Source organism: Microvirga arsenatis, assembly GCF_009910705.1.
In the GTDB taxonomy this organism is placed as follows: Bacteria; Pseudomonadota; Alphaproteobacteria; order Rhizobiales; family Beijerinckiaceae; genus Microvirga; species Microvirga arsenatis.
On record NZ_JAAAXJ010000003.1, the window covers coordinates 456,245 to 475,370 of the forward strand.

Consider the following 19,126-nt stretch of genomic DNA (forward strand, 5'->3'; position numbering starts at 1 on the left):
CCTAGACCTTCTCGACCTCAGGCCGTCCGAGAATGCCGGAGGGCATGAAGATGAGGACGATGGCGAGGATCGAGAACGCGGCCACGTCCTTGTACTCGATGGAGAAGTAGGCCGACCAGAAGGTCTCGATGAGGCCGATGATCAGCCCGCCCAGAACCGCACCCGGCAGCGAGCCGATGCCTCCGAGAACCGCGGCCGTAAAGGCCTTCACGCCCGGCACGAAGCCGTCGTTGAAGCTCACGACGCCATAGTACAGCAGATACATGGTGCCTGCGACGGAGGCGAGGGCGGCGCCGATGACGAAGGTGAGCGAGATCGTCCTGTCCACGTTGATGCCGAGCAGCGCCGCCATCTTGCGGTCCTGCTCGCAGGCGCGCTGGGCGCGGCCCAGCGACGTCTTCTGAACCAGGTACCAGAAGATCGTCAGCAGCACCGCCGTCACGATCATGATGATGATCTGCTTGTAGGAGAGCGCGACATTGTAGCCGCTCGCGCCCTGGAACAGCACGATCACGTCCTGCACCATCGGGGGCGTCGGCTTGTTGCGGGCGCCCTGAGAGACCTGGACGAAGTTGGACAGGAAGATCGAGACGCCGATGGCCGAGATCAGCGGGGCGAGGCGGAAGGAGCCGCGCAGGGGCCGGTAGGCGATGCGCTCGATGGCCCAGCCCCACAGGGAGGTGAGCGCCATCGCGATGACGAGCACGATGAGCAGCGCCAGCGCGACGGAGGAGATCCCGAGCCAGGTGGTCAGGATCAGGAAGAAGATGAGCGAGATGAAGGCCGAGAGCATGAAGACGTCGCCGTGGGCGAAGTTCACCATGCCGATGATGCCGAAGACCATCGTGTAGCCGATGGCGATGAGGCCGTAGATCGACCCTAGAGTCAGCCCGTTGATGAGCTGCTGCACAAAGATTTCCATGTCCTACCCTTGCCCCTCTGGAAGGGGTCATTCTTGGGAAACACCGCAGGAAAGCACGATGCATGAACATCGCCAACCCTGACGTAAGGTGCTGGTGCCTTTAGCAAACGGATTTTCATTCGACAACGTACTGTTAAGATTCCTATCACCCCATTTAATGGAATTCGGGGCAGCCATTGGTCGAAGAGGGGCTCGGGCGCCTGCGCGGCCGCTTCCCAAGGCAGGGGCGAGGGACCATATGGCCCATGAACGGCCTTGTGTTCCGCCCGCAAAGAGTGTGAAGAGGCTTGTCTGGATGACGATGTTGAAGAGCCAAGCCCCTTCCCCTTCAGCCGCCACCGGCGCTGCCGCCCCTGACGCCGCGCTGTTCCGGGAGGGCATGAGCCGCGTCGCCGGCGCGGTGCACATCGTCACCACGGACGGCATGGCCGGCCGCGCGGGGTTCACGGCGACGGCGGTCACGCCGGTCACGGACAGCCCGGCCTCGCTCCTCGTCTGCGTCAACACCGCATCCCGCTCGGCCCAGGCGCTCCTGGCGAACCGGGTCTTCTGCGTGAACACCCTGAGCATGGCCGATCTTGCCCTGGCGGATATCTTTGCCGGACGGGCCGGCCTTCACGGGCAGGAACGCTTCACGAAGGGGGAATGGGACAAGCTCGCGACCGGATCGCCGGCCCTGGTCTCGGGGCTCGTGTCCTTCGACTGCCGCATCAGCGATGCCCGCGTCGTTGCGACCCATAACGTGATCATCGGGGAAATCGTCCGGATCCGGCTCGGACGGCAGGAGCCCGCTCTCGTCTACAGGGAGCGGCACTACCACGCGCTCTGAGGCTGCGGGAGCGGCTTCTGGAAAGGAAAAGCCCTCCACGGGGGCACATGGAGGGCTTTGGGGTCTCGAAGACCATGGGGCGCGGCCTTCTCGGAAGGTAATGCGGACTGGGTGGCTTGGTTCCAAAGCAATTTGCCTTTCGTAAGGCCAAGGCGCGCGGGAGCGGAGGGCCTTCGGAACGATACGGAATATCTCTGCCCAGGAGTTGTCTCCGGAGCGGGTTGCGCCAGATCCTCATTGAAGTCTTGCCTGTTTCATGGTGTCTTGTTTGCATTACGGTCGTCATCTAAAGAGCTGGGGCAGGGATGTTGGCGAGTTCGACAGTTTCAGATGATTCCGCAGCCGTAATGCCGTCCGTTCCGTTCCGATCCTCCTCCAGAAGATTCCGCGGAAGGGAAGGAACGCGACAGATCCCTGCGCTCGCAAGTTCCGCAGCGACGGCGGCCGGTCAGCAGGCAGACGGGCCGTGAACAAACTCGGCGCACGGGAGGCATCGTCCCGATCCCAGAAAGCCGACAAGCCGGTCGCATCGCCTCCTTCCAAGTCGGTGTCGGCAGCTCGGCCAGGGGATGAGGTCGACGGTGGCAGTGCCCGCCGCGCGGCAGCCCTCGCAATTGCGGGGCTCGGCACGTTCGAGTGGAGCCTGCTCACCAGCGAGGTGCGTCTCGACGAGAGAAGCCGGGAGATCTTCGGGTTCGAGCCCGGCGAGGGGCATTCCGTGCAGGAGGTGCTCGGCCGCATCCACCCGGACGACCTGTCCGGGGTGCATGATTCGGTGCGGGCATGCGCCGACGGGCATTCCCGCCTCGACGTCAGCTTCAGGATGCTGCACCCGGACGGCGCCACACGAATCGTGACGGCCATGGGCGATGCGGCATGCAAAGCCGAGGGCCGTGCGGAGAGCATCATCGGGGTTTTCGCGGATTCCACTGCTGGCCGGCGGGTCGAGACGGGCACCCGCGAGAGCGAAGAGCGCTACCGCTCCTTCGTTGCGCACAGCTCGGAAGGCATCTGGCTCCTGGAATTCGATCCGCCGCTCGATACATCCCTGTCGGTGGAAGAGCAGATCGACCGCGCCTATCGGGACGGGCGCTTCGTCGATTGCAACGATGCCATGGCGCGCATGTACGGGCTTGCCCGCGCCGAGGATCTCATCGGCAAGACCCTCGACTTTCCGCTCCCCGCCTCCGACCCGGCCGCGAGGGCCTATCTCGAAGGGATCATCCGCGCGGGATACAGCGTGACGGACGTGGAATCGACGGAGCACGATGCCGCCGGGAACCTGAAGCATTTTGCCAACAGCATGATCGGGGTGGTCGAGAACGGCGGGCTCAGGCGGCTCTGGGGCATCCAGCGCGACATCACCGACCGCATGCAGGCCGAGGAGCAGCGCACGCTCCTGATCCATGAGCTGAACCACCGGGTCAAGAACACCCTCGCCACGGTCCAGTCCATCGCTTCCCAGACCCTGCGCAACGCCCGCACCATGCAGGAGGCGAAGGGAGCCTTCGAGGAGCGGCTGATCGCCCTCGCCAGGGCGCATGACGTGCTCACCCAGGAAAACTGGGAGGGGGCCAACATCCGGGAGATCGTCGCCCAGGCGCTTGCCCCCTATGCCGGCCAGAACCGGAACCGCCTGGAGATGAGAGGGCCCGAGCTCCGCCTGCTGCCGCGGGTGGCGCTTGCCCTGTCGATGGCCCTGCAGGAGCTCGCCACCAATGCGGTGAAGTACGGGGCGCTCTCCAGCCCGCAGGGCCGGGTTCTGGTGGCCTGGTCGGTCGAGGAGGCCGGGCCGTCGCCTCGTCTCTGCCTGCGCTGGGAGGAAAGCGGCGGGCCGGCCGTCCGGCCGCCCACCCATCAGGGCTTCGGCTCCCGCCTCATCGAGCGGAGCCTGGCGCGGGAGCTGAACGGCGAGGCGCGCATCGAGTTTCGTCCGGATGGGGTCGTCTGCTCCGTAAGCGCTCCTCTCGCCTGAAGGATCCCGCCCTTGGAACCATCGGGCCCGCCGCGCCCTTGAGAGGCATATGGCTTTTCAAGGAAACGGCGATGCTCAAGCTCATCAGAAACCTCTTCATCCTCCGGCAGGCCTGGAAGATGATCAGGCGCCGGCGCTAGCGGCGGCCCGTGCTCAGGATCTCCGCGAAGGCCCCGGAGCATAGGGGCTCCACCCGCTGATCTGGACGAAGCCGTCACTGGCAGCGGCGACCAGGTGCCTGCGATGCCGGTGGACGAGGGTGCCGGGCCTGTAGCGGTGCGGCTCCTCCCACCCCGTGGCCTCCCACACGTAAACATAGCGGGAATCGATCTGGGCGAAGGCCTCGATGGAGCCGAAGGCGCGGATCGTCCGAAGCACATCCTGCACGCGGCCGGTCCAGTCCACCGAGCGCTGGCTCTGGGTGACCCGGGGCCAGTAGGTGCCCGGCCCCTGCGGCGCCGCCTCCCGCCAGAGCCGCGGCAGGTCCTCGGCCAGTTCCGCCGCAATGGCCTTGGCCGCCATCTGGCACTTGGCGAGCAGCGTGTCGTGCGTCTCGGCCCGGCTCAAGGGAAAGCGCTTCTGGGCGAGGATCGCGCCGGTGTCGAAGGCGGGCTCGAGGGCATGGACGGTCATGCCCCATTCCTGGAGATCGTCCAGGATCGCCTGGAACAGCGGATAGGGCCCGCGGCCCAGGGGCAGGGGCGAGGGGTGGAAGTTGACGGCGTAGGGAAGGTGGCGCTCCCAGCCGGTGATCAGCCACGGGTAGCCCGCCACCACGAGGACATCGCAGTCCATGGCCTTCAGGCCTGCGAGGTCGGCGGGCAGGATGCGCGACATCTGCACCGGCAGCCTCAAGGAGCGGGCGCGGGCGAGCGTCACGTCGTTGAAGTCGTAGATGCCGTCGCAGGGGCGGCTGAAGAGCTTGACGGGCTCCCAGCCCTTGGCGAGCAGCGTCTCGAAAACATCTCCGAGAAAATCGATTCCGGCGAAGGCGAAACGCATTCCCGGTGCTCTCCTTCCGCGATGCTTCCGATCAGGCTCTGATCCGAGCAATCAACGCAAGATCGCGGGGATGTGCAAGTCCATTCACTTGCGGGAACCTCGAACTGCACTCAAGATTTAGCCTTGAGCATAGGGCAGGAAACCGCCTGTGCCGTCGGGGCGGACGCCTGTCCTCAAGGCTCGACCGGGCTTGAGAAGGAGTTCGCATGGTATCGAAGGATTTCATCCGCCAGATGGAAGGCTACGGGCTCACGACCGCCAAGATCCTCTACCGGATGCCCGACCATCCGACCTTCCTGCAAACCTATATCTGGCAGGAATACGACCTGGCCCCGCGCTTTCCCGTGCTGATCGACTTCCTCGAGTTCTGGAAGCGGGAACTCGCCGGGCCCCTGCACTCGGTGACGATCACCCATGCCCAGCTGATCCGGCCTGCCGAGTTCCGCGCGGTCCAGGGCGAGATCAACATTCATTGAGAAGCCTTGGCCCGGGAGCCCAAGTCGGGTAGAGAGGCGCCCTGAGCATCCTCGAACCTGCCAGGGCTCCTTGTTTTCCAACGCACGCACCTCCCAAATCCTGCTCGCCCTCGCATCCCAGCCAGGGGAGCGACTGACCGTGCGCGAGATCATGGCGGTGCTCCAGGACAGGGCCTTCGCGCTGCTCATCGTCCTGCTCGGCCTGCCCAACTGCCTGCCCATGCCGCCGCCGATCCCGCTGGTCTGCGGCCTCCTGCTGGCGCTGGTTGCGATCCAGATCGTCTTCGGACGGGATTCGCCCTGGCTGCCGCGCCAGCTCATGAACCGCTCGGTCGCCCGCACGGACGTGGAGCGGGCGGTGGGCCGCGCCGTTCCCGCCTTCCGGCGCCTGGAGCGCATCTCGCGCCCGCGCATGACCTTCCTCGACACGCCCGTGGCCATGCGCCTCATGGGCGCGGTCGTCCTTGTCCTGTCGCTGGGGCTTCTCTTCGCGCCGCCCTTCGTCGGGCAGATCCCGCTGGGCCTGGCCGTGTGCCTCGTGGGGCTGGGGCTGGTCGAGCGCGACGGCCTCGTGGTGGTGGGCGGCCTCCTGATCGGCTCCGTCGGCCTGACGCTGAGCCTCGGCTTCGTCTACGCGATCTTCACCGGGATCGACACGCTCATGTGAGGGAGCCTGCGGCCGCGCCGGGCGGCCGCAGACGCTGCAAGGTCAGTCGTTGTCGTCGAACTCAGGCGCCGACTTGAGCTGATCGACCGGCATGGTGACCATGATCCGGACGTCGTCGGAATTCCGCGCTGCGGAGGCGCCGCCCGCCTGGCCCTGGTTCTGGACGGAGCCCGTTGCCGCGACGTCGCCGGCACCCATCCGGACCGCGCTCAGGGGCAGGGCCACCGTGCGGTCGCCGAGGCCTTCCTCCACCTCGACGACGAGGGCCACCACGCGGCCGTCACGGTCGAGCACCAGATCCTCCACGTCGCCGATGTCCTCGTTGTTGGCGCCGAGCACCTCTTCGTCCATGATCTTCGAGGCCAGCATCTGGCCCGGCTCGAGACGGGTGATGAAGCCTGCGGAGCCCGAGGTGGACTGGGCCAGCGCGGCAGAGGCGAGCAGGGTGGAGGCGAGCAGGCTCGCGGTCATCAAGGTTTTCATCAACGATCTCCCATTGCGTTTCGGTGCAGGTGTAACGCAACCGGGCGGGCTTGGTTCTGCGGTCAAGCTCAGATGAGCCGCAGGCCCTTCAGGCTCGCATGGCCTTCGCGGCCGACGATGATGTGGTCGTGCACGGTGATGCCCAGAGGCCTGGCGACCTCGATGATCTCGCGGGTCATCTTGATGTCGGCGGCGGAGGGCGTCGGGTCGCCGGAGGGGTGATTGTGGACGAGGACGAGCGCGGAGGCGGAAAGTTCGAGGGCCCGCTTGACCACCTCGCGCGGATAGACCGGCGTGTGGTCGACGGTGCCCGATTGCTGCACCTCGTCGGCGATGAGCGCGTTGCGCTTGTCGAGGAAGAGCAGGCGGAACTGCTCCTTGTCCATGAAGGCCATGGCGGTGCGGCAATAGTCGAGCACGGACGACCAGGAGGACAGGACCGGCCGCTTGGCGACCTCGCCCTTGGCCAGGCGCCGGGCGGAGGCCTCGACGATCTTCAGGTCCGTGACCACGCTCTCGCCGATCCCGTCCACCTCCATGAGCCGGGAAGGCGACGCCGCCAGCACCTCGGCGAAGGTGCCGAAGCGCTTGAGCAGCTCCTTGGCGATGGGCTTCACGTCCCGGCGCGGGATGGAGCGGAAGAGCACGAGTTCCAGGAGTTCGTAATCCGGCAGCGCATCGCCGCCCACCTCCATGAAGCGGGCGCGCAGCCGGTCGCGATGGCCATGGTAATGCGGAAGGTCGTCGCTCATGCCCGCCCGTGCTTCCTGCCCTCAACGTGCCCTCGGGGAGATCCCGGAGCATCATTGTTACCTTTTAGGCCAGAGGCGATGGGGCAGGCTAGTGCCTTGCCGGGCTTCAGGACGGCTTGTCCAGACCCTTGGGCGAGTAGGTGAAGACCTCGACCCCGGTCTCCGTCACGCCCACCATGTGCTCGAACTGGGCCGAGAGGGAGCGGTCGCGGGTCACGGCGGTCCAGCCGTCGGAGAGCACCTTCACCTGCGGCCGGCCCAAGTTGATCATGGGCTCGATGGTGAAGAACATGCCGGGCTTCAATTCCACGTTGTAGGACGGCTCCACGTAGTGGAGGATCGTCGGCGAGTCGTGGAAGACCCGCCCGATGCCATGGCCGCAGAAGTCGCGCACGACGGAGCAGCGCTCGGCCTCCGCGTAGGACTGGATCGCCGCGCCGATGTCGTTGGTGGTCGCGCCGGGGCGCACGGCCGCGATTCCGCGCAGCAGGCACTCGTAGGTGATCTCGCACAGGCGCTGCGCCCGCCGGGGAACCTCGCCCACATAGTACATGCGGCTCGAATCCCCGTGCCACCCGTCCAGGATCAGGGTGACGTCGACATTCATGATGTCCCCCTCGCGCAGGGGCTTGTCGTTGGGGATGCCGTGGCAGACCACGTGGTTGATCGAGGTGCAGATCGTCTTGGTGTAGCCGCGGTAGTGCAGGCAGGCCGGATAGGCGCCATGGTCGCGGATGAAGTCGAAGGCGAGCCTGTCCAGGAACTCGGTGGTGATGCCGGGCTTCACGTGCTCCGTGAGCATGTCCAGGCACTCGGCCACCATGCGCCCGGCCCGCCGCATGCCCTCGAAGGCCTCGGGCCCGTGAATCGGGATCTCGGCGGCGCGCTTGCGTTCCACAACGTCGGTGTCGGTCATGCTCGATCCTTGTCTGCTGCCGGGAATGTAAGGATCGCGGCGCGCGAAGCAAGCAAAGACCTTATGCCCCGCTTGCGATCGGCGCCCGAGGGTGTCATGAGCAACCCTGTTCATTCACTGCGCGGGTCCGGATTTCTCGGTAATGCATGATTCTCGCCCCTTCGGCGATTTTGCGCCTTCAGGCCTCACCCGTTGGGTGATCGACCGCACGCGCGGGTTGCCCGAGGGATGGGCCGGCCGCCGGCTGGCCCTGATGCTGCGCCACCTGGCGATGAAGATGCTCAAGGGGCTGCCGCTCGACCTCGAGACCTTCGGCGTGCGCATGCGGCTGTACCCGTACAAGAACGTCTGCGAGCGCCGGATCCTCTTCACCCCGCAATATTTCGATGCCGACGAACTCAGGATCCTCACCTCGAAGGTGCGGGACGGCTTCACCTTCATCGACGTGGGCTCGAACGTGGGCTGGTATGCCCTGTTCCTGGCCCGCGAAGCGGGGCCCGACGTCTCGATCCGGATCCTCGCCGTGGAGCCGCAGCCGGAAATCTTCGACCGCCTGATCTACAACATCCGCCAGAACCCCTCCTGCACCATCAAGGCGGTGGACTGCGCCGTGGCCGACAAGACGGGCGAGCTCACCCTGTTCCTCGACCCGCTCAACCGGGGCGAGGCGAGCCTGAAGATCGTGAATTCCAGCCAGACGGACGCGATCCGCGTCCCCGCCGTGACCCTGCTCGACCTCCTGAACCGGGAGGGGCTGACCCGGGTGGACGCGATCAAGCTGGACGTGGAGGGGGCGGAGGACCTGGTGCTCGACCCCTTCTTCCGGGATGCGCCGGCCTCGCTCCACCCGTCGATCTTCATCGTGGCCAACGTGCCCGAGCGCTGGCAGATCGACGTGGTCAAGCTCCTGAAGGACAGGGGTTACCGGCAGATCCTCGAAACCAAGATGAACCTGGTGTTCGAGCGCTCCTGAGCGCCTCAACGGGGCGTCACGATCCTCACGGGCCGGTCGATCGTCACCTCTTCCGGCGTGATCCGGCAGGCATAGGCATAGGACTCCACGCCCGAGGCGAGGGCGTGCCGGAAGGCCTTGTCGTAGGCCGGGTCGATATCGCGGGCGACGTCGAAGCGCTCGGCGTCCATCTGGATCACGTAGACGAGGGCGGCCCTGGCGCCCTGCGCGGCCATGTCGGCGAGTTCGTAGAGATGCTTCGCGCTGCGGGCGGCCACGCAATCCGGAAATTCGGCGAAGCCCGCCTCGCGCATGAGGTGGCAGTTCTTGACCTCCAGGTAGCAGGGCGCTTCCCCGTTCTTCTCCAGCAGGAAGTCGACCCGGCTGTTGCGGCCGTACTTCACCTCCGGCCGGACCCGGTCATAACCCGCGAAGGGGGCAAGCCGCCCCTCCTGCAAGGCCTCGGCCACGAGCAGGTTGGGGCGGGAGGTGTTGATGCCGATGAGCTGGAGGGGCCCGCCGCCGGCCGCGACCTCCACGAATTCCCAATTATACTTGAGCTTGCGGTTCGGGTTCGAGGCCCGGGACAGAAAGACCCGGCTGCCGGGCTCCTTCAGGCCCATCATGGCGCCGGGATTGGCGCAGTGGGCGGTCACCACCTCGCCGCTGTCGAGCTCCACGTCGGCCAGAAATCGCTTGTAACGCTCGATGAGACGACCCGCGAGCAGGGTTTCCTGAAAACGCATTCAAAACCAACATTCGGCTGCAAAAATCCCTGGTAGCAGGGGAGAAGCCCTGTCTTCAACCCGGCCTGCATCCGTGTTGTCCGTGGCGGCCGCGAGGCCGGGAGAGGGGATTGCTCGCGCACTCGGCGCGATGGAACCCCCACGGACTCCCCCACCGGGTCTTGGGCACAGCTCCCTAACCCTCTCCCGCAGCGGGGAGAGGGCCAGGTGCGGGTGTGGGGATGTGCAATGTTCTCACTTTGTTCTTGACTTCTGCTCTAAGCTCGGCTATATCATGGCTCATCCTCGTCCGGTGAGGGGCGCGCTCGCGAGGCGTCGCAGATGCGGGACGGGGCGCGGTCCCGCCGCAGGCCTCGCACGCCTGTGGTCGCGGGAGGCCGACCCTGGGCGCTGCCGCAGGAGGTCCGCCTGAAAAGAACCGCGCGTGACGAGCAGTTCGGCTCTTCACCTTCCACCATTATCCATCGAGCCGGGCTGCACGACACGCCACCCTCGATCTCCCCTGACGGCTCGCAGCTCACGCTGCGGGCCCGAAGGCGCTGGATCTGCGACATCGACCCCGGTCATGGCCGTTCCCGGAGCCGGTCAGGCGATGACGGTGAAGAGCATGGAGAGAAACGCAAGGCCGGGGATGAACTCTTGCATGCGCTTGAGAATTGCCGTCTCTGAGGCTAAAGGCCCCCAAAAGGATCGCTGCGCATGGCCACCTCCGTCACAGCCGCCCTCCTCATCATCGGCGATGAGATCCTCACGGGCCGCACCAAGGACAAGAACATCGGCTACATCGCCGAGTACCTGACCGGGATCGGCGTCGACCTGCGGGAGGTGCGGGTGGTGCCGGACGTGGAGGAGGAGATCGTGGCCGCGGTCAACGCCCTGCGCCACCGCTACACCTATCTCTTCACCACCGGCGGCATCGGCCCGACCCATGACGACATCACCGCCGACTGCATCGCCAAGGCCTTCGGCGTCGGGATCGCCCACGATCCTCGGGCGGTCGCCATGCTGAAGGAGCGCTACACGCCGGAGGAGCTGAACGAGGCCCGGCTGCGCATGGCCCGGATCCCCGACGGGGCCAGCCTCATCGAGAACCCGGTCTCCAAGGCACCCGGCTTCCGCATCGGCAATGTCTTCGTGATGGCCGGCGTGCCCTCCATCATGCAGGCCATGCTCGACAACATCGCGCCGACCCTGGAGACCGGCGCACGCATGATCATCGAGACCATCGAGGCGGAGGGGCTCGCCGAAGGCATCTATGCCGAGGGCCTCGGCCAGGTCGCCACGTCGTTCCCGAGCGTCTCCATCGGGTCCTACCCGTCATTTTCGGCGAGCGGCTTTCGCAACCAGATCGTCGTGCGGGGCAAGGACCCTGACGCGGTTGCCGGGGCCGCCGCCGCCGTCCGTGATCTTCTCGGTCGCCTCAAGGGCGACCGGGCGCCCCTGTAACCCATATCCTCGCCACCGCCAGCCAGAAGAGCCAACCGATGTCTCCGACCTCTCCCAAAGCCTTCCCTGTCTCCTGGGACCAGTTCCACCGCGACTGCCGCGCCCTGGCATGGCGCCTGGCCTCCGCGGGCCCGTTCGAGGCCATCGTCTGCATCACCCGCGGCGGCCTCGTGCCGGCGGCCATCGTGGCCCGCGAACTCGATGTCCGCCTGATCGAGAGCGTGTGCATCGCGAGCTATCACGATTACAAGAACCAGGGCGAATTGCAGGTGCTCAAGGACATCTCCCCCGCCATCAAGGCGCTGGGCGACGGGACGGGCAAGGGCGTTCTCGTGATCGACGACCTGACCGATACCGGCAAGACCGCCAAGATCGTGCGCGACATGCTCCCCAACGCCCATTTCGCCGCCGTCTATGCCAAGCCCGCCGGTCGTCCCCTCATCGACACCTTCGTGACGGAAGTGAGCCAGGACACCTGGATCTACTTCCCCTGGGACATGGGCCTGGCCTACCAGGCGCCGATCCGCGAAGGCGCGGCGGGCTGATCCGGACGGAGCGCGCCCGTGGCGGAGTTCGACATCGCGCGGACGCGCAAGACCCTCTTCGGCGCGCTTCTCGATGCCAGGGATCGCTTTGGCCGCAACAAGGTCGCTCTCGAGGACCTGGAGCGCCAGCCGATCACGTTCGGGCGTGTCGTCCTCGGCTCCCTCGTGCTCGGGCGCAAGCTCGCAGGCCTGACGAAGGAGCGGGAATCTGTCGGCGTGCTGCTGCCGAACGTGCAGGCGATCGCCGTGACCCTGTTCGGGCTCAACGCCTTCGGCCGCGTGCCGGCCTTCCTCAATTTCACGGCCGGCATCAAGAACCTCAAGGCCGCCTGCGAGGTGGCCGGGATCGGCACCATCGTCACCTCCCGCCGCTTCGTCGAGCAGGGCAAGCTCGACGACCTCGTCGAGGCGCTCGGGGAGGGGCGGCGGATCCTGTGGCTCGAGGATGTCAGGGCTGGGCTGACGAGCCTCGACAAGCTGCGCGGCCTCGTCGATTCCTGGATCGCGCGGCGCGTCCATGCCGGCGCGAAGCTTCAGCCCGACGATCCGGCCGTGCTGCTCTTCACCTCCGGCTCGGAGGGCGTGCCGAAGGGCGTGGTGCTGTCGAACGCCAACCTGGTGGCCAACGCCTATCAGGTGAAAGCATTGGCGGGCGACGTGCTGAAGGACGACGACGTCTTCTTCAACCCGCTGCCCATCTTCCACTCCTTCGGCCTGACGGCGGGCCTTTTGACGGCTTTGCTCAACGGCATGAAGTCGGTGCTCTATCCGAGCCCGCTGCACTATCGCCAGATCCCGAAGCTCGTGGCCGGAGCGCGCGCGACGGTGATGCTGGCGACCGACACCTTCCTGCAGGGCTATGCCCGCGCTGCAGGGGAGGACGACCTGGCAAGCGTGCGCTTCGTGATCGCCGGAGCCGAGCGGGTGAAGGAGGAGACGCGCAAGCTCTGGAGCCGCCACGGCACGATCATCGTGGAGGGATACGGCGCTACGGAATGCTCGCCGGTCATCGCCTGCAACCTGCCCGACACGAACCGTCCAGGCTCCGTCGGGCCCTTCCTGCCGGGCATCGCGTGGCGGCTCGAGCCTGTCGAAGGCATCCACGAGGGCGGGCGCCTGCACGTGCGCGGGCCCAACGTGATGAAGGGCTATCTCGACCCGTCGGCGCCGGGCGGCATCCGCCCGCCGGTGGACGGCTGGCACGACACCGGCGACATCGTCACCGTCGATGACGGCATCGTCACGATCCGGGGCAGGGCGAAGCGCTTTGCCAAAATCTTTGCGCATATTCCGAATACCGAAGGAATGCTAAAAGCCTAGTTGACGTAGGCTTTTCCGGCTGTCACGCTTCCTTCTGCGAAGGAAGGCGCCTTGGCGGCACGCGGCATTTCCCCTCGCAACTGCAGGAGGAAATGCTGTGGCGGTTATGATGGACACGTCGGTGCGGTGGCAAGACTGCTTTGGACCGGAGATGGTCGAGGCCGTCTCTCACATGACCTACGCTCAGCGCTACGGGATCATTCCGTTCCTCGAGTGGCTCATTCAAGCGGAACCAGAAAGCCTCGCCAACCGGGTTCGCCGCTGCTTTGCCGGTGCGCCTGGCGAGGACGTCGAGAGCCTATTCCCCGACGGCATGTCACACGAGCGCGCTTTCGTCGATGTCCTCAACCAGTGGCGCGACGTCTACAGGGTTTCTGGGGAGAGCCACCTCACCGAAGGCACCCGGATGCACCGGGCCCACTCGGTCAGGCATGCCTTGGAAATCCTCAGGGACCGGGGCGTACGCGGTGTTCCGGAGAATTTCAACCGAAAATGGATCCGGGTGGGCACCCCTCCGACCAAGGAGTTCCCAAGCTTGGGAGCCGCCGACTGGCCCGAGCTGGAAGGCTACGAAGGGTACGAGCGTGAGCGCCGCGCCATGGAGCTCGTCCGTTCGTCCTTCGTCTCGCTATTCCTCTACTACGAGGAACTATTCAACCTTGGCCAGAGCCTCATCCGAGGCGACCCGCCTATGCCGGACCAAGATCCACAAGCGCGCGAGACCTTGCGCAACGGGCTCCTGATCTTCCGGGATCATATTCGCGAGACCGGCTCCTTCAAGCTTCCGCGGCGAGTCGCCGAATACGTCCTGCCCCGCGACCCAGCATTATGGTCCCAAGCCGGACATTTCGATACGGCAGGAATGTGGGACCAAGTCGCGGTGATGAATATGGCCTACCGCGGCTGCTTCGGGCCATTGGCCCCCGCGATGATCGGCGCTCTGGGCGTCCTGATCTGCGATACCGGCTGGAACATCCAGCCCGCGCGGGACCTCGCCCGGGATCCTTTCGTCTTCCGCTCCGCTGAAGGCTCGTATGTTGCCGCGCCGTCCTTTATCGAAAGCTTCAAGAGGCGGGCCGGGCACCATGTCCTGGCATTCCTCGGCGAGAACCATCAGCTGGACGAAGGCAGGCTTCGCGCGGCCCTTGATCATTGGGACCGAACCATAGAGGCCTATGATCCCGCCCGCCAACTTGACGGATACGCATGTCTCGAAGCAGCGGGCGACGGCAGTGCGCTCTCGGCTGCGGACGTCCTCGACCGCTACACGCGAATGGCAAACGCCCTTAGAGCTGAGTTCGGGCATTTCTCACACGACCTCTTCGGCGATCGGTTCTGGATCTTCATCAATGGCAACGTCCAGCCGAGAACCTATGCGTCGGGTACGCGAGCGATCCAGGCCGACGTCTATCCGAAGAACTCTGTCCTGGCCCGTCCCGGCTTCAACTTCAAGGCTGTTCGGAAAACCTTCTTGATCATTCGGCGGCAAGAGACCGGCTCGATCGATGCCGTCAGGGTGGCGGCGGGGCATGCCAGCTCGTCGGTGCTCATGCCGCACTACCTGAACACGCCGGTGGTGAACGCGGAGCTGGACGCCAGCATCCGGCAGTTCCAAGACGCTATGGAGGCGATCGTAGTCCGAGATCTAAATCAGGAGCATGTCGCCCTGCAGCTCGACAGGCCGGCGGCGGACCTCGCGCGCCTGCGCCGAACGGCCGACAGGGCGGGCATCACTGCGGCTCTTGGTCTTCTCGACGAGGTCCCGGACGACGCGGGACCGGCTCCTCCTGCGCTGCGTTTCGAGCCGGACGATGAGCGCCTCGGCGAACTCTACCTGATCCATCGGAAGCTGCGGGAAATGCAGGCCTATTACCCGAACCGCGCCCGCTTCAGGCTGGAGTTCCTTCCGCTCCTGGCGCTGGCGAAGGCCATCGGCCGGGAGCTGTTCCGCAAGCACCTCGGTCCGCGGTACTGGCAGGCCGCTCGGCGGGCATCCTTGGCGCTGAGATCCCAGCAGATCGTGCTGCCGAGCCTGGAGGACTAAGATGGCCAGTGGCTTCTTCCTTGCCAACCACGACCGGGTGCTCGAGAGTTACGGCCGCCCCAAATGGCTGGTCACAACCAAGCCGAGTTTCGACTCGAACGAGGAGTTCACTGAGGAAGCGACAGACCTGCGCCACAATTACTGGATCATCCGGAGTGAAGACCCCGACAAGGTCCTCGACCCTGAGCTTCCCTTGGACTTCGCCCAACCCGTCGACTTCGGTGGCGTTCTCCTCACGCACGAGCCACTCGCTTGCGACCTCCTCACGGCGAAGATCATCGCGATCGAAGCCATGCGGGGCCAGTACATGACCATGGACACTGCCAAGGCGCTCGCTGAAAAGCTCCGGCATGTGTTCTGGATCGTACGCTGGAGGCTGGCGCTCGGTCTTACAAATATGCAGCAGATCACTCCGTCCTTGTTCGACGATTACTGTGATCGCCTGCGGCAGGGGGTGGTCGCCCTCGTCCCGATGGAGGACCGGCTCCGCCAGCTTGAGGCGCAACTCCAAAGCCGGCAATGGTCGTGGCCCACATACTTCCACCAATCCACCCAGCGAATTGATTTTGAAGCGTTGGCGGCGTGGCTCGGGATCCCCCGGCAGATGCTCATCTCGCCGTGGATGCACCCGCGTATCACGTCCCTCATCGGACGCACGAATCCTAAAATCTATTTCAGTCAAGCGGGAGACTCTGGTCCGCGAGAACCGGAGGATCTGGATGGTGATTCCAGGTCGCCGCAGCCCTCCGTAAGCGTGGCGACGCAGGCGCTGACCGCCTGGAAGAGGCTGGCCTATCTCTCCGACATCGGCCTCCTCCCGCACGACCCAATCACCTTCGACCCTTTTGAGAAGGTGAGCCTTGTCACACGGGCCCGCCAAATAGGCCGGACGCCCGGCGTGGGGGAAGGGCGAACCGGAACCCCACGACCTGAGCAATGGCTGGCCCTGCTTGATGGTGCGGCCCGATGGGTCCTCGATTACTCCGGTCCCATCCTGACGATCTGCAGGCTGGCGCGCGAGGTGCAGGGCGATCCGAGCAACATCCGCAAGCAGAAGAAGAGGATGGCGGCGTTCCGGCAAGCCGTCGAGGCGATCATCGCCGAGCACCTCCCGCCCAACCGACCGGGCGTCCCGCGCCTCGTGCCGCAATGGCGGCGGACTGGACGCAACAGTCCCGCCTATGCAGACGGCATGATGCTGGAGGAGGCGCTCGGCCATTTGGTCACCGCGTGCCTGGTCCTGATCGCCGGGCTGTCAGCACGTCGACGGGACGAGGTGCGCAGCCTCCAGGCCGGCTGCACCGTGAAGGACCCGTTCGGAAACTGGTGGCTGTCGAGCTACATCGAGAAGACGATCAGGGACATCGAGCAGATCCCCGTCCCCGCCATGGTGGCCGTGGCCGTCCGGCTGCTGGAGGAACTCAGCGAGTCGGCACGGGAGCGCACCGGCAAGAACTGGCTGGTGAAGATCCACAGGCCGTCGTTGACGCACGTCAGCGACGAGGACCAGGGCCGCGTCTACATCGAGACCGCCCTCCGCTTCACGTTGAACGACTTCGCAGAGGTGGTCGGGGCGAGCGAGTCGAAGGACGGTGTTGACTGGAAATTCGCGCCGCACCAGCTGCGCCGCGCCTTCTCCGTCTATTACTATCACGGAAACCGCTTTTCCTCGCTCGACGCGTTGAGCCGCTTCCTGCTGCACTTCGACCCCGAGATGACCCGGCTGTACATCACGGAGGCCATCCCCGGCACGCTGACGCGGCTGCGGGAGGTGATCGACGCACGCCTGAGAAGCGCGGAGGAGATGGAGCAGCCAGGTCAGGACGCCGTCCTCACGTCGGCCCGGGCGGCTATGATCAGCCTTGAAGAGCGGGCGCGCGAGCACGAAGACGTGCGCCAGGACGCCTTCGTCGAGCGCGTCCTGGACATGTACGATGGGGCCGAGAGCCCCATCGGCTTCGGCGCGGCGGCGCTCTATGACGAGTTGGAAAAAATGATCGAGAGCGCGCGTCGCTCCGTGCTGATCAGCGGCCGCTCGAACCTGTCGCCGGACCGGGAACGCGAGGCGCTGGTCCGGCTGCTGCGCGACGCCGCTCCCAACCGGTACATCGAGCCGCATCCAGGCCGGCACACTCACTGCGGCTGCCGGCCCGGCGACCCGTCCGACCTGGCGGACGCCGTCTGCCTCCGCAAAAAGGCAGGGGAGGCGGGCCCGGACGGCGACTACCGGCCGGACTACGCGTTCGCGTCGACGGAGGATTGCCTCGCATGCCGCCATTGCGTCGCGTTCGGCGAGAACGTGACGGTCATCAACCGCAGGGTCGACCAGATCGCCGCCGCCGCCGAGAAGGCGCCCACGGAGCCAAGCCGCGTGGCGGCGAAGGCCAAGCTCGATTCGCTCAAGGCGAAAATCGCCGCCGCGAAGGCGGCCGTGCACGGAAAGCACCGGGGGTGACCATGGGCAGGAGCGAGTCACCCGAGGAGAAACAGCGCCGGGTCCTGGAGGCGTTCCGGGCCAAGGTCGAGATCCTGGAAGGTTGGGCGGCAGAAGGGGTGCCGGAGGGCAGCGAAGTTCCCAAGACCCATGCGGCGCTGCGCCGTTGGGGAGGGCCCGACGGGAGCCTCGCCCAGTGGTCCGACCCCCTGATCGACCGGCCGAACGTCGGGAAGTATCCGGACCTCACCGAACGCTACCAGCAGGCGCTACGAAACATCGAGCTGCGGCTGAGGAAGTCCAAGCGTGGGCGGCTGGGCGACCTAGAGGCCACGCTGGCGGTCCTGCGGCGCGAGAACGATGCCCTTCGGGCCCAGAACGCCTCCTTGATCGGCCTCCTCGACCAGCGTGAGCGCCGGATTGTTCTCCTGGAGGATTTGGCGAGGGCGCATAAATTGCCGGTCCTGCCGCCTGTCGCAGCGACGTCGCCCAAGTCCCCTCGATAGGTTCAGGATTGACGGCGCGGCGGCAGAGGCGCCGCCGAAGCCTCTAACCAAAGCGGCTGGTGAGCAATGGTCGTTCATCTTCGCGGGTGAGACGCCGAAACAAAGCTGTCTTATGGCACGGTAGAGCAGCGTCTCGGCCCTTCCGAGAAGCGCTCATAGCCCTGGTTGGGGTATGCCTCACGACAGGGCCAAATAGCTGACCCTCGACCGCCGCAATCCAAGCGCCAAGATGGCCCGGCTCCACGTCCTCTCGATTTGGCAGAGCCTTTCTGGCGACGGGGCCCTGCTCCGCGAGTGGTGCCGCATCGGCACGGCCGGACAGCGAAAGATCGGATCCCATTCAAACGAGAGCGGGGCCGCCGAAGCCATCGAGGCCTAGCTCCGGCGCAGACAGAGCCGGGGACACCGTACACGAATGAACAGGCAGCTCCGCCTAGAGCTCCTCATCACCAAAGATCGATGATAGGTCCTCGGGCTTGTCGAGAAGCTCATTGGCGCCGCCCTGCGCCTTATAGTCCGCTTCGATCTCGACGATTCCGGCTTTCAGGAATGAAAACGCCTCATGCGCGAGCGCTAGGAACTCGTCGCCGCGCATGTTCACGATCGTCGAATCCTTCACGGTGATGCGGGCGTATTTCTCCGGAAAAGATGTGTCGTGCCAGATGTCGACTTCCCATTCGGTATGGTTGCAGGTTGTGATCGCGCCTTGATGGGTTGCAGTGTCGCGGGCCCTTCCGAAGAAGCTGTTGAGCTTGCTGCCATTGAGGTTGCGCCATGCCTTAACAGCGTCTGAGAGGGCCCTGTCTGGAGTGTTCGCTGTACTGTTCTTGAGTTCTTCGCGAATCGCATAAAAGCCGTTGAGCACCGCAATCGCATGGTACCAGAGGCCGCCCTCGAACCTACATGCATCCTCTGAATTTTTGATCATTAAAAGGGCATACTCGACCCTATCTGCCACACTCTGAAGGGACATGCTCGTCTCCTCTCAACTGAGCTCCCCGCGGCCACGATCGCCGCGACGCCAAAGCCACTAGCATGATGGATGGTGGCTGCCGATCTGCCATTGGCCGCAGGCTGAACTCCGCTGGCAAGCGGAACGAGTAGGCCGCCG

19 protein-coding genes are annotated in these 19,126 nt (G+C 65.5%); 12 read left to right on the forward strand and 7 right to left on the reverse strand.

The features are described 5' to 3' along the window. Nucleotide 1: 1 nt before the first annotated feature. The gene (locus tag GR303_RS08260; protein WP_161722419.1) at nucleotides 2-922 is read right to left on the reverse strand and encodes a branched-chain amino acid ABC transporter permease; all 921 of its coding nucleotides are present in this window, start codon (nucleotides 920-922) and stop codon (nucleotides 2-4) included. A gap of 301 nt (nucleotides 923-1,223) precedes the next feature. Between GR303_RS08260 and GR303_RS08265 the strand changes: the two genes are divergently transcribed. Both GR303_RS08265 and GR303_RS08270 read left to right on the forward strand, forming a co-directional pair. Then, nucleotides 1,224-1,751, forward strand: coding sequence for a flavin reductase family protein (locus GR303_RS08265; RefSeq protein WP_161722418.1), 528 nt, complete (start codon nucleotides 1,224-1,226; stop codon nucleotides 1,749-1,751). 466 nt (nucleotides 1,752-2,217) lie between these two features. Then, nucleotides 2,218-3,726: an HWE histidine kinase domain-containing protein gene (locus GR303_RS08270; protein ID WP_161722417.1), complete on the forward strand. Its 1,509-nt coding sequence runs from the start codon at nucleotides 2,218-2,220 to the stop codon at nucleotides 3,724-3,726. A gap of 153 nt (nucleotides 3,727-3,879) precedes the next feature. On the opposite strand, the gene GR303_RS08275 is transcribed toward GR303_RS08270, so the two are convergent. Then, nucleotides 3,880-4,728: a methionyl-tRNA formyltransferase gene (locus GR303_RS08275; RefSeq protein WP_161722416.1), complete on the reverse strand. Its 849-nt coding sequence runs from the start codon at nucleotides 4,726-4,728 to the stop codon at nucleotides 3,880-3,882. Nucleotides 4,729-4,934: 206 nt separating this feature from the next. Here GR303_RS08275 and GR303_RS08280 point away from each other — a divergent pair, with 206 nt between their 5' ends. Both GR303_RS08280 and GR303_RS08285 read left to right on the forward strand, forming a co-directional pair. After that, the gene (locus tag GR303_RS08280; protein ID WP_161722415.1) at nucleotides 4,935-5,204 is read left to right on the forward strand and encodes an usg protein; all 270 of its coding nucleotides are present in this window, start codon (nucleotides 4,935-4,937) and stop codon (nucleotides 5,202-5,204) included. A gap of 70 nt (nucleotides 5,205-5,274) precedes the next feature. After that, nucleotides 5,275-5,871 carry an exopolysaccharide biosynthesis protein gene (locus GR303_RS08285; protein ID WP_161722414.1) on the forward strand — a complete coding sequence of 199 codons (597 nt, stop codon included), beginning with the start codon at nucleotides 5,275-5,277 and terminating at the stop codon, nucleotides 5,869-5,871. 42 nt (nucleotides 5,872-5,913) lie between these two features. On the opposite strand, the gene GR303_RS08290 is transcribed toward GR303_RS08285, so the two are convergent. The 3 genes from GR303_RS08290 to map form a co-directional block, all read right to left on the reverse strand. Then, complete coding sequence (locus GR303_RS08290; protein WP_161722413.1) at nucleotides 5,914-6,354, reverse strand: PRC-barrel domain-containing protein; 441 nt, start codon at nucleotides 6,352-6,354, stop codon at nucleotides 5,914-5,916. 68 nt (nucleotides 6,355-6,422) lie between these two features. Next, on the reverse strand, nucleotides 6,423-7,106 hold the full coding sequence (radC, locus tag GR303_RS08295; RefSeq protein WP_161722412.1) for a RadC family protein: 684 nt from the start codon (nucleotides 7,104-7,106) through the stop codon (nucleotides 6,423-6,425). A gap of 106 nt (nucleotides 7,107-7,212) precedes the next feature. Then, the gene (gene map, locus GR303_RS08300) at nucleotides 7,213-8,022 is read right to left on the reverse strand and encodes a type I methionyl aminopeptidase (RefSeq protein WP_161722411.1); all 810 of its coding nucleotides are present in this window, start codon (nucleotides 8,020-8,022) and stop codon (nucleotides 7,213-7,215) included. Between the two features lie 142 nt (nucleotides 8,023-8,164). Here map and GR303_RS08305 point away from each other — a divergent pair, with 142 nt between their 5' ends. Next, entirely contained in the window at nucleotides 8,165-8,995 is an 831-nt protein-coding gene (locus tag GR303_RS08305; protein WP_161722410.1) for an FkbM family methyltransferase, read from the forward strand. Between the two features lie 5 nt (nucleotides 8,996-9,000). Here the strand turns inward: GR303_RS08305 and sfsA are convergent, their stop codons facing one another. After that, the gene (sfsA, locus tag GR303_RS08310) at nucleotides 9,001-9,720 is read right to left on the reverse strand and encodes a DNA/RNA nuclease SfsA (RefSeq protein WP_161722409.1); all 720 of its coding nucleotides are present in this window, start codon (nucleotides 9,718-9,720) and stop codon (nucleotides 9,001-9,003) included. Between the two features lie 699 nt (nucleotides 9,721-10,419). On the opposite strand from sfsA, the gene GR303_RS08315 reads away from it, so the two are divergent. The 7 genes from GR303_RS08315 (at nucleotide 10,420) to GR303_RS08345 (ending at nucleotide 18,394) form a co-directional block, all read left to right on the forward strand. Continuing rightward, a complete protein-coding gene (locus GR303_RS08315; protein WP_161722408.1) occupies nucleotides 10,420-11,166 on the forward strand; it encodes a competence/damage-inducible protein A in 747 nt (248 codons plus the stop codon). 38 nt (nucleotides 11,167-11,204) lie between these two features. After that, nucleotides 11,205-11,711 carry a xanthine phosphoribosyltransferase gene (gene gpt, locus GR303_RS08320; RefSeq protein ID WP_161722407.1) on the forward strand — a complete coding sequence of 169 codons (507 nt, stop codon included), beginning with the start codon at nucleotides 11,205-11,207 and terminating at the stop codon, nucleotides 11,709-11,711. Between the two features lie 18 nt (nucleotides 11,712-11,729). After that, complete coding sequence (locus tag GR303_RS08325; protein WP_343038416.1) at nucleotides 11,730-13,031, forward strand: AMP-binding protein; 1,302 nt, start codon at nucleotides 11,730-11,732, stop codon at nucleotides 13,029-13,031. Between the two features lie 172 nt (nucleotides 13,032-13,203). After that, nucleotides 13,204-15,075: a hypothetical protein gene (locus GR303_RS08330; protein ID WP_161722406.1), complete on the forward strand. Its 1,872-nt coding sequence runs from the start codon at nucleotides 13,204-13,206 to the stop codon at nucleotides 15,073-15,075. Between the two features lies 1 nt (nucleotide 15,076). Continuing rightward, nucleotides 15,077-17,530, forward strand: coding sequence for a site-specific integrase (locus GR303_RS08335; RefSeq protein ID WP_161722405.1), 2,454 nt, complete (start codon nucleotides 15,077-15,079; stop codon nucleotides 17,528-17,530). Between the two features lie 2 nt (nucleotides 17,531-17,532). After that, nucleotides 17,533-18,015, forward strand: coding sequence for a hypothetical protein (locus tag GR303_RS08340; protein ID WP_161722404.1), 483 nt, complete (start codon nucleotides 17,533-17,535; stop codon nucleotides 18,013-18,015). Between the two features lie 196 nt (nucleotides 18,016-18,211). Then, on the forward strand, nucleotides 18,212-18,394 hold the full coding sequence (locus GR303_RS08345; protein WP_281351463.1) for a WGR domain-containing protein: 183 nt from the start codon (nucleotides 18,212-18,214) through the stop codon (nucleotides 18,392-18,394). Between the two features lie 54 nt (nucleotides 18,395-18,448). On the opposite strand, the gene GR303_RS08350 is transcribed toward GR303_RS08345, so the two are convergent. Further along, nucleotides 18,449-18,988, reverse strand: a complete 540-nt coding sequence (locus tag GR303_RS08350) for a hypothetical protein (RefSeq protein ID WP_161722402.1) — start codon at nucleotides 18,986-18,988, stop codon at nucleotides 18,449-18,451. Nucleotides 18,989-19,126 lie beyond the last annotated feature (138 nt).

What these genes read in the sequence shown, in the direction of transcription:
- GR303_RS08260 (WP_161722419.1), bottom strand. Translation starts at nt 922, where the DNA reads ATGGAAATCTTTGTGCAGCAGCTCATCAACGGGCTGACTCTAGGGTCG.
- GR303_RS08265 (WP_161722418.1), top strand. Translation starts at nt 1,224, where the DNA reads ATGTTGAAGAGCCAAGCCCCTTCCCCTTCAGCCGCCACCGGCGCTGCC.
- GR303_RS08275 (WP_161722416.1), bottom strand. Translation starts at nt 4,728, where the DNA reads ATGCGTTTCGCCTTCGCCGGAATCGATTTTCTCGGAGATGTTTTCGAG.
- GR303_RS08280 (WP_161722415.1), top strand. Translation starts at nt 4,935, where the DNA reads ATGGTATCGAAGGATTTCATCCGCCAGATGGAAGGCTACGGGCTCACG.
- GR303_RS08290 (WP_161722413.1), bottom strand. Translation starts at nt 6,354, where the DNA reads ATGAAAACCTTGATGACCGCGAGCCTGCTCGCCTCCACCCTGCTCGCC.
- radC (WP_161722412.1), bottom strand. Translation starts at nt 7,106, where the DNA reads ATGAGCGACGACCTTCCGCATTACCATGGCCATCGCGACCGGCTGCGC.
- map (WP_161722411.1), bottom strand. Translation starts at nt 8,022, where the DNA reads ATGACCGACACCGACGTTGTGGAACGCAAGCGCGCCGCCGAGATCCCG.
- GR303_RS08305 (WP_161722410.1), top strand. Translation starts at nt 8,165, where the DNA reads ATGCATGATTCTCGCCCCTTCGGCGATTTTGCGCCTTCAGGCCTCACC.
- sfsA (WP_161722409.1), bottom strand. Translation starts at nt 9,720, where the DNA reads ATGCGTTTTCAGGAAACCCTGCTCGCGGGTCGTCTCATCGAGCGTTAC.
- GR303_RS08315 (WP_161722408.1), top strand. Translation starts at nt 10,420, where the DNA reads ATGGCCACCTCCGTCACAGCCGCCCTCCTCATCATCGGCGATGAGATC.
- gpt (WP_161722407.1), top strand. Translation starts at nt 11,205, where the DNA reads ATGTCTCCGACCTCTCCCAAAGCCTTCCCTGTCTCCTGGGACCAGTTC.
- GR303_RS08330 (WP_161722406.1), top strand. Translation starts at nt 13,204, where the DNA reads ATGACCTACGCTCAGCGCTACGGGATCATTCCGTTCCTCGAGTGGCTC.
- GR303_RS08335 (WP_161722405.1), top strand. Translation starts at nt 15,077, where the DNA reads ATGGCCAGTGGCTTCTTCCTTGCCAACCACGACCGGGTGCTCGAGAGT.
- GR303_RS08340 (WP_161722404.1), top strand. Translation starts at nt 17,533, where the DNA reads ATGGGCAGGAGCGAGTCACCCGAGGAGAAACAGCGCCGGGTCCTGGAG.
- GR303_RS08350 (WP_161722402.1), bottom strand. Translation starts at nt 18,988, where the DNA reads ATGTCCCTTCAGAGTGTGGCAGATAGGGTCGAGTATGCCCTTTTAATG.